The sequence below is a fragment of the Colwellia asteriadis genome (assembly GCF_039523295.1).
Lineage (GTDB): Bacteria > Pseudomonadota > Gammaproteobacteria > Enterobacterales > Alteromonadaceae > Colwellia > Colwellia asteriadis.
On record NZ_BAAAFA010000001.1, the window covers coordinates 48579 to 63832 of the forward strand.

At 38.5% G+C, this 15254-nt stretch carries 15 protein-coding genes; 4 read left to right on the forward strand and 11 right to left on the reverse strand.

Going from position 1 to position 15254, the window contains the following annotated elements:
- Window positions 1-31 precede the first annotated feature (31 nt).
- Together ABD005_RS00220 and ABD005_RS00225 are read right to left on the reverse strand one after the other, a co-directional pair.
- Complete coding sequence (locus ABD005_RS00220; RefSeq protein ID WP_343813509.1) at window positions 32-427, reverse strand: response regulator; 396 nt, start codon at window positions 425-427, stop codon at window positions 32-34.
- A gap of 83 nt (window positions 428-510) precedes the next feature.
- Entirely contained in the window at window positions 511-2256 is a 1746-nt protein-coding gene (locus ABD005_RS00225) for a pseudouridine synthase (RefSeq protein ID WP_343813511.1), read from the reverse strand.
- Between the two features lie 167 nt (window positions 2257-2423).
- Between ABD005_RS00225 and ABD005_RS00230 the strand changes: the two genes are divergently transcribed.
- Together ABD005_RS00230 and ABD005_RS00235 are read left to right on the forward strand one after the other, a co-directional pair.
- A complete protein-coding gene (locus ABD005_RS00230; protein WP_343813513.1) occupies window positions 2424-2945 on the forward strand; it encodes an NUDIX hydrolase in 522 nt (173 codons plus the stop codon).
- Between the two features lie 247 nt (window positions 2946-3192).
- Window positions 3193-5376 carry an OsmC domain/YcaO domain-containing protein gene (locus ABD005_RS00235; protein WP_343813515.1) on the forward strand — a complete coding sequence of 728 codons (2184 nt, stop codon included), beginning with the start codon at window positions 3193-3195 and terminating at the stop codon, window positions 5374-5376.
- Window positions 5377-5510: 134 nt separating this feature from the next.
- Here ABD005_RS00235 and fdx read toward each other — a convergent pair whose 3' ends face one another.
- The 9 genes from fdx to trmJ all read right to left on the reverse strand — a co-directional run bounded on the left by fdx (window position 5511) and on the right by trmJ (window position 13078).
- Window positions 5511-5849, reverse strand: a complete 339-nt coding sequence (gene fdx / locus ABD005_RS00240) for an ISC system 2Fe-2S type ferredoxin (RefSeq protein ID WP_215981660.1) — start codon at window positions 5847-5849, stop codon at window positions 5511-5513.
- 130 nt (window positions 5850-5979) lie between these two features.
- A complete protein-coding gene (hscA, locus tag ABD005_RS00245) occupies window positions 5980-7842 on the reverse strand; it encodes a Fe-S protein assembly chaperone HscA (RefSeq protein WP_343813520.1) in 1863 nt (620 codons plus the stop codon).
- Window positions 7843-7916: 74 nt separating this feature from the next.
- The gene (gene hscB, locus ABD005_RS00250; RefSeq protein WP_215981662.1) at window positions 7917-8444 is read right to left on the reverse strand and encodes a co-chaperone HscB; all 528 of its coding nucleotides are present in this window, start codon (window positions 8442-8444) and stop codon (window positions 7917-7919) included.
- 144 nt (window positions 8445-8588) lie between these two features.
- On the reverse strand, window positions 8589-8912 hold the full coding sequence (gene iscA / locus ABD005_RS00255; protein ID WP_215981663.1) for an iron-sulfur cluster assembly protein IscA: 324 nt from the start codon (window positions 8910-8912) through the stop codon (window positions 8589-8591).
- Between the two features lie 13 nt (window positions 8913-8925).
- Window positions 8926-9309 (reverse strand): Fe-S cluster assembly scaffold IscU, encoded by a 384-nt coding sequence (gene iscU / locus ABD005_RS00260; RefSeq protein WP_215981664.1) that lies wholly within the window; start codon window positions 9307-9309, stop codon window positions 8926-8928.
- 98 nt (window positions 9310-9407) lie between these two features.
- Window positions 9408-10622 (reverse strand): IscS subfamily cysteine desulfurase, encoded by a 1215-nt coding sequence (locus ABD005_RS00265; protein WP_215981665.1) that lies wholly within the window; start codon window positions 10620-10622, stop codon window positions 9408-9410.
- A 94-nt stretch (window positions 10623-10716) separates the two neighbouring features.
- Window positions 10717-11223, reverse strand: a complete 507-nt coding sequence (gene iscR, locus ABD005_RS00270; protein ID WP_215981666.1) for a Fe-S cluster assembly transcriptional regulator IscR — start codon at window positions 11221-11223, stop codon at window positions 10717-10719.
- 248 nt (window positions 11224-11471) lie between these two features.
- Window positions 11472-12281, reverse strand: a complete 810-nt coding sequence (gene cysE / locus ABD005_RS00275; RefSeq protein ID WP_215981667.1) for a serine O-acetyltransferase — start codon at window positions 12279-12281, stop codon at window positions 11472-11474.
- 29 nt (window positions 12282-12310) lie between these two features.
- A complete protein-coding gene (gene trmJ / locus ABD005_RS00280) occupies window positions 12311-13078 on the reverse strand; it encodes a tRNA (cytosine(32)/uridine(32)-2'-O)-methyltransferase TrmJ (protein ID WP_343814831.1) in 768 nt (255 codons plus the stop codon).
- 381 nt (window positions 13079-13459) lie between these two features.
- On the opposite strand from trmJ, the gene suhB reads away from it, so the two are divergent.
- Window positions 13460-14263 carry an inositol-1-monophosphatase gene (gene suhB, locus ABD005_RS00285; RefSeq protein ID WP_343813525.1) on the forward strand — a complete coding sequence of 268 codons (804 nt, stop codon included), beginning with the start codon at window positions 13460-13462 and terminating at the stop codon, window positions 14261-14263.
- Window positions 14264-14439: 176 nt separating this feature from the next.
- Window positions 14440-15237 carry a uroporphyrinogen-III C-methyltransferase gene (cobA, locus tag ABD005_RS00290; protein WP_343813527.1) on the forward strand — a complete coding sequence of 266 codons (798 nt, stop codon included), beginning with the start codon at window positions 14440-14442 and terminating at the stop codon, window positions 15235-15237.
- Window positions 15238-15254 lie beyond the last annotated feature (17 nt).

Consider the following 15254-nt stretch of genomic DNA (forward strand, 5'->3'; position numbering starts at 1 on the left):
TAAGTCCTGATTTTTTTAATTGTTTAATTAATCACTCAACATTATCTACGATACCCGAGAGATAACTTTTACTGATCATTTTAAGTTGTCTCTCTAATGTTTTTAAGTTGAATGGTTTCATCATAAAACCTGTCACCTTCAGTGCAATAAGCTTCATAATAACCTCTTTGTCATCTTCACAAGAAACCATTAAAACCGGCAAGCTTTTCAAGGAGTCATCCCCTCTTATTTTCTTAAGAAGCTGCTGACCATTAGGATTGGGCATATGTAAATCTGTAATTAATAAGTCATAATTTTTCTCTCGAAGCATTTTGAGTGCTAATGCCCCCCCGCCAGCTTCGTCATTATCATGATACCCTAAGCTTTTGAGCATATGTATTAATACCATACGCATAGATGGCGTATCATCAACAATTAAAATTTTCATCGGTAAAGTCCTTTACATACTTGAACTAATTAATTGTAGTGTAAAACGATTATTTAACCCAAAAACTTATGCTAAAGCATCAGTTAAAATTCTGCATCAACTTGAAACGTTAGCCTTACACCCGTTTTAGGGTGATTAAGTATTAAAGTATCTGCATGTAAATGAAGACGGCTTGCCTTATGACCATATAAATCATCACCAAGAATTGGCATATTCAATCCTAATTTATGCGCACAATGTACTCTAAGCTGATGAGTTCGTCCTGTTTTAGGGTGTAAATATACACGCGTATACTCAGCTTGCTCTACTGCCAAATGCCAAGTGGTTTCAGCATTTTTTCCGCTATCGAAACAAACAATTTGTTTTGGGCGATCATCAAAATCCCCAGCTAACGGCAAAGTAATTATACCGCCTACTTTCGCTTGCTTGAGCTCTAATTCAGCAAATTTCCCTTCCAACAAGGCGACGTAACGCTTTTCTACTGTTCGCTTAATAAACTGTTGTTGCAAGTTTTTATGAGCGTCTTTTGTTAACGCTATTACCATTAAGCCCGAGGTAGACATATCTAAACGATGAACAATTAACGGGCCTGTTGCGCTAGGAAACAGCGCCTGCATACGATGAAAAACACTGTCTTGTATTGTTTTACCTGGCACTGATAAAAACTCACTCGGTTTGTTGATAATAGCCATAGTTTCATCTTGATAAACAATATCAACCACCTTATCTTCGCCTACATTGTTTAGTAAGGGATTTTCATCAACATCCATACCACTTAACATGTGCGTTAAAATAGGTTGGCATTTACCAATACACGCTGTGTAAAAGTTTTTATGCTGTTTCATTTCAGACTTTGGTGACTCACCCCACCAAAACTCAGCCATTGCCAACGGTTTCATCCCTTGCTTAAATGCATATTGCAATAACTTAGGTGCGGCACAATCGCCAGAGCCTGCTGGAGGCACACCATATTTATCGTGAAATGCCGTATTTTCAAAAATATCAATTAAGTTTTTTTCAATACCTGCAATATTTAAAAAACGATACTGCTGAAAAAGCTGCTGCTGCAATGCAGCCGAGAGCATTTTTCGTTTACTTTTACGTGATGAAATTGCATTAAGCAGTGCGTTAAGTTCGTTTTGTAAAGTACTATTTTTTTGCTGCCAAGCCAGCTTCAAGTACTTTAACTGGTTTTTATAATCAACACTTTCCTTAGCTAACTTATCTTGCAGCCCAGCTAATTCTGCCATAGTTATTTCATTATTTACTAAAGCCACCTGCGCTGATTTTCGCTGTGTTTTACGTATTTTACGCTGTTGTGTCATTAACTGTTGTAATGCACCAACTTCTTGCTCTTCTGCCTGATAATTTTCAGCTAACGTACTCTGATATTTTGCAATATTAGGGTTAGCCGCCAAGGTAGTTATTTCATCATTAAGCCTATTGATAACCTCTTGTTCTCGTAAAAAATGACTTTCGCCTTCAGGTACTGAGAATTCTAGCTCTGCGTCCCAAGTTGCCGCACTATCAAACACTGGTGGCACAAAGCCAGGTAACACACTACTATCAGCTAACTTGCCAGAGAAAGCCGATAAATAACCTAACTCGCCTTGTGGGCTTTTAACTAATAACACGCCAAACATTTTCCCGCTTTGTTTAAAGTTGTGCTGCCAGTCCATCTGGTTTTGAATATGTTGTTGCAGCTGTTCACAGGCAACTAAACATAAAGGGTGCGGCTGATAATAAAAAGGAAATGTAAAGCGCTCAGGGAGCGTATATTCATCAACTGACTGAGTAAAAGGTGTAAAGCAATGATCTTGAGGCTGCATAAGGTAATCTATTTCAACTATAAACCGCGTTTGATGTTAATTTTACCTTTTCAATACAAAGATAGCACTAGCTAAAGGTGACATTGATAATTCCCCTTTAACCTTGTGCTATTGCTACGTACAATAGCAACATAAGCTCACCATAGTTCACTTACCTCAAATATTATATGCAGTTACTCAAATCTACCGTTCATACCGACGTTACTGACTTTTCAGCGCCCACATTTATCCGTAAAGCAACACGGGCTATTGTATTAAAAGGAGATGATATTTTACTACTTTATACTAAGCGCTATCACGACTATAGCCTTCCTGGCGGTGGTATTGACGAAGGTGAAAGTAATATTGATGGGCTTGTTCGTGAACTAAGAGAAGAAACAGGTGCACAACGAATCGAAAACATTAGCGACTTTGGTTTATATGAAGAGTTTCGGCCATGGCACAAAGCCGATTTTGATATTGTACATATGAAATCCTATTGTTACGTTTGCACTATTGATGATGAGCTACTTGAGCCTGCCTTAGAAGAGCACGAAATTAACAATGGTATGCATCCAGTGTGGATGAACATTCACCAAGCGATTGCTCATAATGAAGAAACTATCGCAAAAAGCGCTAAAAAAGGCTTATCAATTGAGCGTGAAACATTTTTACTTAAATTAATTGTTAGTGAATTACTAAACGAATAGTAAGCGAATAGCTAAGAAAATAGCTCAACCAAAACATAAGCTATTTAGCCAGCAAGCTAACTTACTTTTCAATTAAAGCAACTTATTCTCAATTAAAATAACTTAACCAAGACTATTACGATAAAAAAACAGATAATAGCTATATTAAAAGTCACACTATTATTCGTCGTTAAACTGAAGATGTAACGCACGTTACTTTTAGCCCTAACTCACGGCTTATAACTTAAACAATTTTGGAAACTATGTAATGGAAATTAAAGTTAACTTTCTCGACAATCTCAAACTTGAAGCTAAGTTTGATGACTTTACCGTCATTGCTGACCAACCTATTCGCTACAAAGGTGACGGTTCAGCCCCTGGGCCTTTCGACTACTTTTTAGCGTCATCGGCACTTTGTGCGGCATACTTTGTAAAAGTGTATTGTGCTTCAAGAGATATTCCAACAGACGACATTAGACTTTCACAAAATAATATTGTTGATCCTGAAGATCGTTACAATCAAATATTTCAAATTCAAGTAGAGCTGCCAGAAAGTATTTCAGAAAAACACCGCGAAGGTATTTTACGCTCTATTGACCGTTGTACGGTAAAAAAGGTAGTACAAACAGGCCCAACATTTAAGGTTGAAACGGTAGCTAGTCTCGAACAAGATGCACAGGCAATGCTTATTGCTAAGCCTAATGAAAGTAGCAACACCTTCATCTTAGGTAAAGACTTACCTCTTGAACAAACTATCGCTAATATGACAAATATATTAGCCGACTTAGGCATGAAAATTGAAATTTCGTCTTGGCGCAATATTGTGCCAAACGTGTGGTCTTTACACATTCGTGATGCAGCCTCACCTATGTGTTTCACTAACGGCAAAGGTTCTACTAAAGAAAGTGCGCTTTGCTCAGCATTAGGCGAATTTATTGAACGCTTAAACTGTAACTTTTTTTACAATGATCAATTTTTTGGTCAAGACATTGCCAACAGTGAGTTTGTTCATTATCCCAATGAAAAGTGGTTTCCATTAGAAGACGACGACGCACTTCCTGTTGGTATTTTAGATGAGTACTGTCTTGATATTTATAACCCTGATGAAGAATTACAAGGTTCGCACTTAATTGACACTAACTCGGGCAATATTGAACGCGGTATTTGTTCAATCCCTTACGTGCGCCACTCAGATGGAAAAACCGTTTATTTCCCGTCAAACCTTATTGAAAACCTATTCTTAAGTAACGGAATGAGCGCGGGCAATAACTTCGAAGAAGCCAAAGTACAATGTTTGTCTGAAATCTTTGAGCGTGCAGTAAAACGACAAATAATTGAGCAAGAAATTGTGTTACCCGATGTGCCGCAAGCGGTACTTGAAAAGTATCCAAATATTTTAGCTGGTATTCAAGGTTTAGAAAAACAAGGTTTTCCTGTTGTTGTTAAAGACGCCTCTTTAGGTGGTCAATTTCCAGTAATGTGTGTCACGCTAATGAACCCGAAAACTGGCGGTGTATTTGCCTCATTTGGCGCTCACCCAAGCTTTGAAGTAGCACTTGAGCGCAGCTTAACTGAGTTACTACAAGGTAGAAGTTTTGAAGGCCTAAACGATGTACCTAAGCCAACATTTAACAGTATGGCGGTTTCTGAGCCAGAAAACTTTGTTGAACACTTTGTTGATTCAACCGGCATCATTTCGTGGAAATTTTTCAGTGCGAAACATGACTATGACTTTGTTGAATGGGATTTTTCTGGCACAAACGAAGAAGAATGCAGCGCATTATTTGGCATCCTAGAAGATTTAGGCAAAGAAGCTTATATCGCTGAGTTTTCAGACTTAGGTATAGCCTGCAGAATACTTGTACCTGATTATTCCGAAGTTTATCCTGTGGAAGATTTGATCTGGGACAATACCAATAAAGCCCTACATTACCGAGAAGACATTCTAAATATACACTCATTAAATGAAGAGCAACTTGCATGTTTAGTAGAGCGCTTAGAAGAAAGTCAGCTTGATAACTATAGCGATATTATTAGCTTAATTGGTATTGAATTTGACGAAAACACCGTTTGGGGTCAACTCACTATTCTTGAGTTAAAAATATTAATTTACTTGGCTTTGGGCGCGCTAGAAGAAGCCGCTGAGTTAGTTGAAACTTTCTTGCAATATAATGACAATACGCCTGCACGTGTGTTGTTTTACCAAGCGATGAGTACTGTATTAGAGATAGCGTTAAATGAAGATCTTGAAATAGAAGATTACCTTGACAACTTAACGCGTATGTTTGGTACTGAAGTAATGGATAACGTGGTTGGCTCAATCAATGGCGATGTCACCTTTTATGGACTAACTAAGACCAGTATGAACCTTGAAGGCTTAGATAAACATTTACGTTTAATCGAAAGTTATAAAAAACTACATCAAGCACGTAAATTAAAAGCAGAAAAATAATTTTATTCGCAATAAATAGCTAATTAAATTACTTCATAATAGAAGTTTTAATCATAGAAAACTTAATAATAAAAAAGGTAATACCCCTGCGGTTATTACCTTTTTTTATATGAATATTTTAGCTCTTAAAAAGTCTAATGATTTTCAGAAACCATATTTACAGTATATTTTGGAATATCTACCACTAAGTCTTCATCGCCAACAATAGATTGGCAACTAAGGCGTGATTCTGGCTCTAAGCCCCACGCTTTATCAAGCATGTCTTCTTCAAGCTCATCGCCCTCTTCAATAGAGTCAAAACCTTCACGAATAATGACATGACAAGTCGTACAAGCACATACTTTTTCACAAGCATGCTCAATACCTATATCGTTTTTTAGCGCAACGTTTAGTACACTTTCGCCTTTTTCAGCGTCAACAACTGCGCCATCTGGACACAATTCATCATGAGGTAAAAATATAATTTTTGGCATTTCAATAATTCTCTTTTAAGCTAGCCTGGCCTATTGGTTATAGTTTACAGGCTAAAATTATTAACTAATATGTTTTTATACAGTTGGTAGTAAATAAGTGACTCGAGATATTTCAGCCACTTAAACACATTTAAATTTTATCGACTGACTGTCCTGATAACGCTTTATTAATTGAGCTATCCATACGACGTTCGGCAAAAACTGCGGTACTATCATCAAGTACTTTAATTGCCGCCTCAATCGCTGCATTATCACTGGTTTGACTAACCGTAACTAATGCTTGTATCGCTTCTTCAATAATAGCTAATTCACTAGCATTAACTAAGTGGTTATCGGCTTTTAGTGCTGCTTGTACTGACTCGATTACACGCGCCGCTTCAACTTGTTGCTCTTTAACCATACGCGCCTGCATATCATCTTTAGCATTACTCATTGAGTCAGTGATCATTTGACTGATTTGATTATCATCTAAGCCAAACGATGGTTTAACTTCAATGCTTGACTCAACACCCGTTGATTTTTCCATAGCTGATACTGATAACAAGCCATCGGCATCAACTTTAAAAGTTACTCGAATATGAGCAGCACCTGCGGTCATCGCAGGAATACCACGTAATTCAAAACGCGCTAATGAACGACAATCGGCCACTAACTCACGCTCACCTTGTAATACGTGCACGGCCATTGCAGTTTGGCCATCTTTAAAAGTGGTAAACTCTTGCGCTTTAGCAACAGGAATAGTGGTATTTCTTGGGATAACTTTTTCAACTAAGCCTCCCATAGTTTCTAAACCTAGCGATAATGGAATAACGTCTAACAATAACATGTCACTGTCAGGTTTATTACCCGCCAATATATCTGCTTGAATAGCAGCGCCTATTGCAACGACTTTATCAGGGTCGATAGAAGTGAGCGGTGTTTTTTGAAAGTACTTCTCCACTTCAGCACGAACCAATGGCACGCGGGTAGAGCCACCAACCATCACTACCTCAATAATATCACTCACGCCAATTTCGGCATCTTTTAAGCTACGACGACATGCACGTAAGGTTTTATTCACTAAAGAGCCAATGAGCTGTTCAAAGGTTGCTTTTGTCAGCGTTGAAGTCCATGTTTCGTTATTGTCTAAACTTAGTGTAATTTCAACACTATCGCGAGTTGTTAACTGCTCTTTTGCATGACACGCAACTTGCATTAATTGACGTTCAAGTGATGCTGATAACGGTCTTACTAAATCGGCTTGTTCAATAATATGATTAACCAAAGTTACATCGAAGTCATCGCCACCCAAAGCAGAGTCACCACCTGTAGCGAGTACTTCAAAAACGCCGTTATTTAAACGTAAAATTGAAATATCAAAGGTACCACCACCTAAATCATAAACGGCAATAACCCCTTCTTGACCTGAGTCTAAACCATAAGCAACGGCTGCAGCGGTTGGTTCGTTAAGTAAACGTAATACATTAACACCAGCAAGTTTTGCGGCATCTTTAGTGCTTTGACGCTGTGCATCATCAAAATGTGCTGGCACTGTAATAACAACGCCGGTTAAATCACCGCCTAATGCTAACTCTGCGCGTTGCTTTAACGCTTTTAAAATTTCAGCAGAAACTTGAACAGGGTTAACCGCTCCTTTACGCGTGGTTATTTCAGGATGGTTTTCATCACCACAAAATTGATACGGCAATGAAGGGTATTTACTTTGAATATCAGCTAGTGAACGCCCTATTAAGCGTTTAGCAGAGGTAATGCTATTGCTCGGATCACTCACATTAAATGCTTGCGCTTGGTAGCCAACACAAGTTTCGTTTTCTTGATAGCTCACCACCGAAGGTAGTATATCACGACCTTCATCATCAGGAAGTGTCGTTGCGGTGCCACTTTTAACACTGGCAATTAATGAATTAGTTGTACCTAAGTCGATACCTGCGGCGAGTCTATGTTCGTGTGGAACGGTGCTTTGACCGGGTTCTGCAATTTGTAATAAGGCCATGTTAATACTTTGTGTTACGTTAAATTCATTAAAAGATGTGTGGCTGGTGAGCTACTCCAAATGAGTACTACCATTTAATCGTCGAATAAACTTTCTTCGAGACGTTCCACCTCTATAGTCAGTTTTTGATAAAACTTTAATTTGCGTAAATTATCGCATGCTAAACGGTTACTTTCAGGAGTATTTTCAGATAGCTGTGTTTGCAGTAATGCAAAAAGGCTTTGATGCTCACTTTCCAGTTCATTTTGTACTGCACTCAGTGCTGCTTCTGGATTATCTGAAAATTTGACTTCCGCTAACATTTCCCGCAATTCCATTTGACGCATTAAAAACCCCGTGTCGCTAAATGAGTGCTGCTCATTAGGCATTTCAATGCCACGGTCTACCAGCAAATATTCTGCGCGTTGCAATGGTTTTTTAAGCGTTTGGTAAGCATCATTAATTTCAGCTGATTTTTGCACGGCAATACGTTGCTCTTGCTCTGAAGCATGGGCAAACTTATCAGGGTGAACTGCTTTTTGAAGGGTTTGGTAGCGTGATGAAAGTTGATTTAAATCAACTGTAAAATCTGTGGGTAAATCGAATAATTGGAAGTAATTCACTTTATTACCTAAGGCGTTTTAACGCGGAAGTTATGTTAATGATGGTTAAAGTTACTGTTGTTTGGCTCTATTGCAAATAGCGAGTATAAGTATGACGTTGTTATACTCGTTACCTGCAGTTGAACCAAAAAAAGCGCTTAACCGTTACACGTTAAAGCTTTCTCCACAACCACATTCGCCTTTGGCATTCGGGTTAGTAAATTTAAAGCCTTCGTTAAGCCCTTCTTTGGTAAAATCTAACTCAATGCCATCAAGATAAACTAAGCTTTTAGTATCAATAATGATTTTCACATCGTCGATAGTAAAAACATTATCATCTTCATTTAAGTCATCAACAAACTCAAGTACATAAGCTAAACCTGAACAACCGGTCGTTTTAATGCCTAAGCGTAAACCGACACCTTTACCGCGATTGCTCATGAATGATTTAACCCGCTCAGCTGCTGCGGGCGTCATGGTAACTGACATACTTTACTCCGAGTTATTTGCTGTGTTTACTTTGGTAATCTTCAATGGCTGCTTTGATAGCGTCTTCTGCTAAAATAGAGCAATGAATTTTTACTGGTGGTAATGCTAACTCTTCAGCAATAGCGGTATTTTTAATTTGTCCAGCTTCATCAATAGATTTACCTTTAACCCACTCAGTAACTAATGAACTTGAAGCAATAGCTGAACCACAACCGTAAGTTTTGAATTTTGCATCTTCAATAATGCCAGCATCAGAAATTTTAAGTTGTAATTTCATTACATCACCACAAGCTGGTGCGCCTACCATGCCCGTTGCTACTGATGGATCATTTTTATCCATAGAGCCAACGTTACGTGGGTTTTCATAATGGTCGATTACTTTTTCACTATAAGCCATAATACTCTCCTAGCCTTTGCTAAATAACTTCCAGCAGTTACTTAGCTTAATTGTTAGTTAACCTAAATTAGGTTGGTTAGCACTTACCTAAATAGGTATTAGTGCGCCGCCCATTCAATAGAGTCTAAATCTATGCCATCTTGAAACATTTCCCAAAGTGGCGACATGTTACGTAAATGACCAATTGAGTTTTTAATAAGCTCAATTGCATAATCAATTTCTTCTGTGGTCGTGAAGCGACCAAAACTAAAACGAATTGAGCTGTGTGCCATTTCGTCATTTAAGCCTAAAGCGCGAAGTACATATGACGGCTCTAAACTTGCTGATGTACATGCTGAGCCTGACGATACCGCTAAGTCTTTAAGTGCCATAATTAACGACTCACCTTCAACAAAGTTAAAGCTAACGTTTAAGTTACCAGGGTAACGTTTGTCAAAATCACCGTTAACAAAAACTTGCTCCATTGAGTTAACGCCTGCCCATAAACGGTCTCGCATTGCGGTAACATGAGCAAGATCTTGTGCCATTTCTTCTTTAGCAATTCGACAAGCTTCGCCCATACCTACGATTTGGTGTGTCGCTAAAGTACCTGAACGCATACCACGCTCATGACCACCGCCATGTGTTTGCGCTTCTAAGCGAACACGTGGTTTACGACTTACATACAATGCACCAATACCTTTAGGTCCGTACATTTTGTGTGCTGAAATTGACAGCAAATCAACTTTTAATGCTTGCATATCGATATTAATTTTACCGGCACTTTGCGCGGCATCGACATGGAAAATAATTTTACGTGCGCGACACATTTCGCCAATTTCTTGAATGTCTTGAATAACACCAATTTCATTGTTTACGTGCATAATGCTCACCAGTACGGTGTCATCACGCATTGCGTCATTTAACTTAGTTAAGTCAATTAAACCATTATCTTCTGGATCTAAATAAGTCACTTCAAAACCTTGGCGCTCTAATTCACGACAAGTATCAAGTACTGCTTTATGCTCAGTTTTAGACGTTATAATGTGCTTACCTTTTTTCTTATAAAAGTTAGCAGCGCCTTTAATGGCTAAGTTATTCGATTCTGTAGCACCTGAAGTGAAAACAATTTCACGTGGGTCAGCATTAATTAATTCAGCAATTTGATTACGAGCAACATCAACCGCTTCTTCTGCTTGCCAGCCAAACTTATGTGAGCGAGAGGCAGGGTTACCAAAGTGGCCGTCGGTTGTCATGTATTGAACCATTTTTTCTGCTACGCGTTTATCAACAGGCGTTGTCGCAGAGTAATCAAAATAAATAGGAAGCTTCATTAGCTAACACTCTCCAATAGTAATTCAGACTAAAACTCCAATAAAACCGAAGCTCTAATCGACTAAAATAATAGTTAAACAAGCACGGTGGTAACTACCAGTCGTGCATTATATTCTTTGTAGTAATCAAGGTTTCTAGTGCTATATTTTTCTTGGCACCGAGTTGTAAGTCATCTTGACGCTTGGTAACTTCTACAACATCTTCTTTAGACACTAATTCAGCTAAAGTAATATTTTGTAAAAACTCTTCAATGCGTTGGCTTAAGCCTAACCACAGCGAATGAGTTAAACATTGTTCGCCATCTTGGCAATTTCCTTTTCCTAGGCACTTAGTCGCATCAACGCTTTCATTAACGGCACTAATAACATCTGCAACAGCAATTTGAGCTGAGCACTTACCTAATCGGTAACCACCACCTGGCCCACGTATGCTTGTTACTAAGCCCTTTTTGCGTAAACGAGAAAACAATTGCTCTAAATAAGAAAGCGAGATCCCTTGACGCTGAGAAATATCAGCTAAAGAAACAGGTCCATGTGCTGCATGTACAGTAACATCCAACATTGCAGTAACTGCATAACGACCTTTAGAGGTAAGTTTCATAATTCGCTCTCAAACACTCACTATTGAGCTGGTAAAAAATATCATTTAGCAGGACAACCAAACGCTAATACCAAAACATAGTTTAAACTGGCAAATGCCGCGCAATTTTACATAACCTTATAAATTAGTCAAATATATACCCGACTCTTTTACTCAAGTATTATATACCTTATAAACTAAGAGAGAAAGTAATACTTGACCTTTTTAGTCAAGTATTACTCATTTATTTATAGGTGTTTGAAATAGAATTAAATTTCAGGATCAAAGCTAGCTATTTTACTTTCGCGGCGTTTAGCGGCTTCTTTTTCATCTTCGACGAACTCCCCTACTTTTAGCTCGGGTAAGTTATTAGAGCAAACATCACCACCTAAGCGGTTAACTTCTTTGCATAAGTCTGAAACTCGTGAGTCCATTAAATGTACGTGATCAAGCAAGCGGCCAATAGCTTTGGCGACAGGGTCAGGGTTTTCTGTAGATACAGCATAAGCATCGAAGCCAAACTTTTTCGCCGCCTTTTCACGTTGTTGGTTTTCTTCAGCGCTATCTTTATCTGGTACGATACGACCCGGAATTCCTACAGCAGTAGCATTAGCAGGTAAATCTTTTACGACAACTGAATTAGAGCCAACTTTACCACCTTTACCAATAGTAATAGGACCTAATACTTGTGCACCAGCGCCAATGACAACGTTATCTTCTAAAGTAGGATGACGCTTACCGGCTTTCCAACTAGTACCACCTAAGGTAACACCTTGGTATAAGGTAACATCGTCACCAATTTCAGCCGTACCGCCAATAACAACACCCATGCCGTGATCAATAAAGAAACGTCTACCAATAGTAGCACCGGGATGTATTTCAACACCCGTTAACCAGCGCGAAAAGGTTGATAAAAAGCGCGCCAATAATTTCCAGTTAGCACGCCATAGCTTATGGCTAAGACGGTGAAACCAAATAGCGTGTAAGCCTGGATAATTAAATAAAACTTCAAAGCTATTACGTGCGGCTGGATCTCTATCAAAGACACTATTAATATCTTCTTTGATACGACTGAACATATTCTTCCCTTCCTATTTACATTTTATCGTTATTTTTTTGCCGTTCTTTCCATTGATGCCAAAATACCACGCATCATTTTAATCTCTTTAACATCAGGACGAGCGCGATTAAATAATCGTCTTAATTTTGTCATCACTAAACCCGGATGGTTTTCAACAATAAAGCCTGTTGCTTTAAGCGCTTTTTCAAAGTGCTCATAAAAACGCTCGGTTTCATCAACAACAGGGTAAGCTTCATCATCTTCACTTATTGGTTTTGCAATAGAGTTACCGTTACCTGTACTACGCTCTTGATAAGCTTGATCGTGAGCTAACAAATAACTCGTTCTTACTTCGTAGCTTAAAGTTTGTACTGCCATCGCTAAGTTTAATGAACTGTAGTCTGGGTTTGCTGGAATTTGTACATGAAAATGACAAAGTTGTAGTTCTTCATTAGTCAAGCCACTACTTTCACGACCAAAAACTAACGCTACAGGATATTCGGTTGCTTCTGCAATCATCTTTTCCCCACAACCGCGCGGCTCAAGCATAGGCCAAGGTAAAGTACGTGAGCGTGCACTTGTACCAACCACTAATCCACAATCTTCAATCGCTTCTTCTAACGTACTTACGACTTTTGCATTAGCTAATACATCCGTTGCGCCAGCAGCAAGTGCTTGTGCTTGACCATTAGGCATTTCAATGGGATCAACGAGGATTAATTGACTTAATCCCATAGTTTTCATTGCGCGAGCTGCAGAGCCAATATTACGACAGTCTGAGGTGTTCACTAAAACAATTCTTACTTGGTCTAACAATGACTTAACTGGTTTTTCTTGATGAAGATCTGACATTATTTACTCTACATAATTGTGTACAAAGGCTAATTAGCCCATCTAGATGGCTATTATACTATCATAAAAGATTACTACTGTAGCTAAGAAAAGCACCAATATTGATGATTTTCCCCTATGGTAATTTGCTATTGGCTAGTTTATTTTCCTCTATAAAATATTTACTAAATAGAGAGAATAAAGGCCCTCTAATCATTGATGCACAAATATCACACAATATTTTATGATAGTTGTCGCTTCCTATATTTTTTTTTGCTATAATTCGCGCCCTTGATTTTCTGGTATCTATGAATACTTGAAATCCACTTGCTCTTTTAAAAATTATTTACAAATAGGTACTCTATTATGCATCCAATGCTAAATATTGCCGTGCGTGCTGCCCGCACCGCAGGTAAAGTAATCGTTCGCTCTTTTGAGCAACTTGATAAAGTTGAAATTGAATCAAAAGGCACTAACGATTTTGTTACTGACGTTGATATTAACGCTGAACAGGCAATAATCGAGACTATTCGTAAATCATACCCTGATCACACTATTATTGGTGAAGAGTCAGGTATTTTAAAAGGTAAGGATGATGACTATCAGTGGATTATTGATCCTCTTGATGGCACAACCAACTTCGTCAAAGGCATTCCTCATTTTTCAGTATCTATTGCTTTAAAAGTAAAAGGTAAATTAGATCAATCTGTTGTTTTTGACCCTATCCGTGGTGAATTATTTACTGCAAGTCGCGGTAAAGGTGCTCAACTAAACGGCTTCCGCATTCGTGTTAAAAATCATAAAGACTTGTCTGGTACAATCTTAGCGACAGGCTTCCCATTCAAGCAGAAGCAACATAGCGTGGCTTACATGGCAATGTTCAGCGCTTTATTCCTTAAATCATCTGATATGCGTCGTACTGGCTCGGCAGCATTAGACTTAGCTTATGTTGCTGCTGGTCGTGTTGATGGCTTTTTCGAAATTGGCTTAAAACCATGGGATACTGCCGCAGGTGAATTACTTGTAATTGAAGCAGGAGGTTTAGTAACTGATTTTGTTGGCGGCCATAACCATGTACAAAGTGGTAATATTGTTGCTGCAAGCTCACATATTCTTAGAGCCGTATTAAAAGAAATTCGCCCACATTTAGGTGATGCGCTAAGTAAGTAATGATTGCCGTAACTTAACACATATTAAGTTACTCATGAGTTATGATAAATTAAAGCGCCCTGGGCGCTTTTTTTGTATTAACTCAACAATATGACAATAAAACCCACAGCTGAAAAGTACTACCGTTATACTAACTTAACGGTAATCAAAGTAAGCATATTGCAAAGACCGAGAGCATGGAAAATTTACATTCAACTAAACAAGCATTTGTTGCCGGTGAAGTGGCCTTAGTTGGCGCAGGTCCTGGTGATCCAGACTTACTTACCTTACAAGCATACCGCTTTATTCAACAAGCAGAAGTAGCAATTTACGATCGTTTAGTAAGTCAAGAAATTATGGCTTTATTACCTGATACTTGCGAAAGAGTTTATGTTGGAAAAATGCAAGCCTCTCATCGTGTACCGCAAGAAGATATAAACCAATTATTAGTTGATCATGCTCTGCAAAACAAAAAAGTAGTGCGGTTAAAAGGTGGTGATCCTTTTGTATTTGGTCGTGGTGGCGAAGAAGCGCAATTTTTACTCTCTCATGATATTGCTTGTCATATTGTTCCTGGTATGACTGCTGCATCAGCCTGTAGTAGTTATGCGGGCATTCCTTTAACCCACCGTAAAGTTTCTCGCAGTTGCACTTTAATCACAGGTCACGTACAAGAAAATGGTGAGTTAGATTTACCGTGGCAATCGCTCAATGATAGTGAACAAACAGTTGTTTTTTATATGGGAATTAAAAGCTTACCTATTATTACTAAGCAGCTGATTAATGCGGGCCGTGATGCCAATACGCCAGCAGCATTAATTAGAAATGGTACCCACGCTGATCAACAAATCGTTCACGGTAATTTGATTACGCTACCAGACTTAGTGCTTAAACATAACATTAAGCCGCCAACATTAGTCATTATTGGCGATGTGGTAAATACATTTGATAGTGAGCAATTAACCAATTTAGGTTACTTACAACCAAAAGGTTAGTCAAAACATTGAAAAGG

Coding starts and splice junctions, on each gene's coding strand:
- ABD005_RS00220 (WP_343813509.1), bottom strand. CDS start 427: ATGAAAATTTTAATTGTTGATGATACGCCATCTATGCGTATGGTATTA.
- ABD005_RS00225 (WP_343813511.1), bottom strand. CDS start 2,256: ATGCAGCCTCAAGATCATTGCTTTACACCTTTTACTCAGTCAGTTGAT.
- ABD005_RS00230 (WP_343813513.1), top strand. CDS start 2,424: ATGCAGTTACTCAAATCTACCGTTCATACCGACGTTACTGACTTTTCA.
- ABD005_RS00235 (WP_343813515.1), top strand. CDS start 3,193: ATGGAAATTAAAGTTAACTTTCTCGACAATCTCAAACTTGAAGCTAAG.
- fdx (WP_215981660.1), bottom strand. CDS start 5,849: ATGCCAAAAATTATATTTTTACCTCATGATGAATTGTGTCCAGATGGC.
- hscA (WP_343813520.1), bottom strand. CDS start 7,842: ATGGCCTTATTACAAATTGCAGAACCCGGTCAAAGCACCGTTCCACAC.
- iscA (WP_215981663.1), bottom strand. CDS start 8,912: ATGTCAGTTACCATGACGCCCGCAGCAGCTGAGCGGGTTAAATCATTC.
- iscU (WP_215981664.1), bottom strand. CDS start 9,309: ATGGCTTATAGTGAAAAAGTAATCGACCATTATGAAAACCCACGTAAC.
- ABD005_RS00265 (WP_215981665.1), bottom strand. CDS start 10,622: ATGAAGCTTCCTATTTATTTTGATTACTCTGCGACAACGCCTGTTGAT.
- iscR (WP_215981666.1), bottom strand. CDS start 11,223: ATGAAACTTACCTCTAAAGGTCGTTATGCAGTTACTGCAATGTTGGAT.
- cysE (WP_215981667.1), bottom strand. CDS start 12,281: ATGTTCAGTCGTATCAAAGAAGATATTAATAGTGTCTTTGATAGAGAT.
- suhB (WP_343813525.1), top strand. CDS start 13,460: ATGCATCCAATGCTAAATATTGCCGTGCGTGCTGCCCGCACCGCAGGT.
- cobA (WP_343813527.1), top strand. CDS start 14,440: ATGGAAAATTTACATTCAACTAAACAAGCATTTGTTGCCGGTGAAGTG.